The 2,019-nt window shown below is 54.9% G+C and carries 2 protein-coding genes and 1 pseudogene; 1 reads left to right on the top strand and 2 read right to left on the bottom strand.

The window, feature by feature from the left end; all coding sequences use genetic code 11:
* Nucleotides 1–42: 42 nt before the first annotated feature.
* Together DMO26_RS33345 and DMO26_RS33335 are read right to left on the bottom strand one after the other, a co-directional pair.
* Entirely contained in the window at nucleotides 43–816 is a 774-nt protein-coding gene (locus tag DMO26_RS33345) for a nucleotidyltransferase domain-containing protein (RefSeq protein WP_117196525.1), read from the bottom strand.
* A 411-nt stretch (nucleotides 817–1,227) separates the two neighbouring features.
* Nucleotides 1,228–1,398 (bottom strand): annotated as a pseudogene (locus DMO26_RS33335) (transposase); the annotation flags it as partial.
* 112 nt (nucleotides 1,399–1,510) lie between these two features.
* On the opposite strand from DMO26_RS33335, the gene tnpA reads away from it, so the two are divergent.
* Nucleotides 1,511–1,945 (top strand): IS66-like element accessory protein TnpA, encoded by a 435-nt coding sequence (gene tnpA, locus DMO26_RS33330; protein WP_117196524.1) that lies wholly within the window; start codon nucleotides 1,511–1,513, stop codon nucleotides 1,943–1,945.
* The last annotated feature ends 74 nt before the right edge of the window (nucleotides 1,946–2,019 follow it).

Genomic DNA, 2,019 nt, shown 5'->3' with positions numbered 1-2,019 from the left:
GCTTCATGCTCCGTCACCATTCGAACAGCGCGGGCACGGACTTCAGGAGAAAATTTGTTCGTCGTTTTGCTTGTCATAGACCCTACTTCTCACGAGTTGGGGTCTCCGGCAAACCCGGTGCGGTTCAGGGCTGTAAAGCTTCAACGTCAACAACGCACAGTGGTAGAATGCTTCCGTAGCTTGATGAAGAATGAAAGCCGCGCGTTTTAAGTCTCCTTCTTGAATGCAGAACAGACCTATCTTCAGAAATGCTTTGCCTTGATCAAACCATTGATCAAAATTCCTCTGCGCTTCAGCCTTCTTGGCTTCAGGCGCAAGCGGCTTCGGTTCGACCAGGGGATGGTCATCATCCTGGTAAAGCGTGATCCCATCACGGGCGATGTCTACGAAAAATGGTCGGCCATGTGCCAGTTGATCGTTTACATCATGAATGCTGTGGACGATGAAGCTCACCGGTGTCTGGATCTGTCGGGAAAGGACAAGCTCACGGGTAAAATGTTCTTGGGCGCGATACCAGAATTCGAGATCGGTAAAACGGTCAGCATTGACCACCACCAGCAGGTCATAATCGGAGCGATAACCGCTTTTGACATCCTCGACCCAGTCACCACGGGCATAGGATCCGAATAAAATCAGCTTCAGGATGCGGCCGCCCTGGTTCCTGGCCGACGTCTTTCCCTGCAAGGCGACTTCGAATTCATCGCTGAGGATTTTGACGACACGGATGAGCTCACGCCGCTTTCTGTCGGGCAGGTGCTCCAAAAGATCGCTCACAGTCTCGGCCCAATCCAGTCCGTCATGCAAAACGGTATCCATTATAGCGCCTTCTTATACTGTCTCGATCATGCCGGTGTCGAGTTGGCTCTAGCACCCGATATGTGATCAGCGGCATGAAAATTATTAGATGTCGCGGTCGGCTCCATCAATTAGACGCCCACCCGTTTCGCCAATCGTCTAAAAGAGTACCATGGTCGAGCTGGCCTACATAGGGTAGGGTTTAATATAACCTGCCGCGCCTGCGGTATCGATCCCTACGTCTAGCTGCGCCACGCTCTTACCGAACTGCCCCCGCGTCCGAACAACGCCGACCTACTACCCTTCAACTTCGCAAAGGCTCAAGCCGCCTCCTGAGCCGATAGCCGCGCCACGCTTATGTCCATAACCTCCGTAATGGACATAAGCCTGCTCAATCCATCTCTGCGGCAGGACCGGAAAATCGCGCTTACCGAGCAGCTTCTTCAGCTTGGCATTCTCATCTTCCAAGGCCTTCAGCTTCCGGGCATCGGAGACATCCATGCCGCCATACTTCGCCTTGTATTTATAAAAGGTCGCCTCGGATATTCCGTGCTTGCGGCAGACATCGGCCGTCCTCTGACCGCTCTCCTGCTCCTTCAGCATTCCGATGATTTGCTCGTCCGTAAAGTATCCGTCCGAGCGAGACCGCCTGTGAATATTGATTAAAACAGTTCAGACCCTGTCCTTATTCCCATGCATAAGGACAGTTGGACGGATGGAGATTTTGAGAGGAGACAGTGGGTCTCGGGTGAGCCGTCTTGAGGTGATCAACACCGGACGGCGGCGTCGCTTTACGGAAGATGAGAAGCTGCGGATTGTCGCAGAAAGCTTTGCGGGGAGAGGCCAGGCGTCGGCCACGGCCCGTCATTACGGCATCAGCCGCTCGCTGTTGAACCGTTGGCGCAAGTCGGTTCGCCAGGGTTTGCACGGCCAGAAACAAACCGATGGTTTTGTGCCGGCGTTCGTCATGCCGGAAACTTTTGTGCCGGTGAAGCAGGCCACTCCACCTGCTGCGATGGAGCATCCGGCGGCGTCTTCTTCCGGTCGCATGGAGATTGTCGCGGCGAACGGCCGTCGCGTGGTCGTGGACGGCAGCGTCGACGTTGAGGCGCTGCTACGGATCATGCGAGGGCTGGAGACGTTGCGATGATCACGCTTCCTTCCGGTCAAAATGTGCGGGTGTGGATTGCAACGGGCCATACGGACATGCGGTGTGGGTTTCCA

The organism is Rhizobium terrae, from assembly GCF_003425685.1.
Classification (GTDB): domain Bacteria; phylum Pseudomonadota; class Alphaproteobacteria; order Rhizobiales; family Rhizobiaceae; genus Neorhizobium; species Neorhizobium terrae.
Note: the sequence above shows the minus strand (reverse complement) of the source record. Positions and strands in the feature narration are given on the sequence as shown.

What these genes read in the sequence shown, in the direction of transcription:
- DMO26_RS33345 (WP_117196525.1), bottom strand. Translation starts at nt 816, where the DNA reads ATGGATACCGTTTTGCATGACGGACTGGATTGGGCCGAGACTGTGAGC.
- tnpA (WP_117196524.1), top strand. Translation starts at nt 1,511, where the DNA reads ATGGAGATTTTGAGAGGAGACAGTGGGTCTCGGGTGAGCCGTCTTGAG.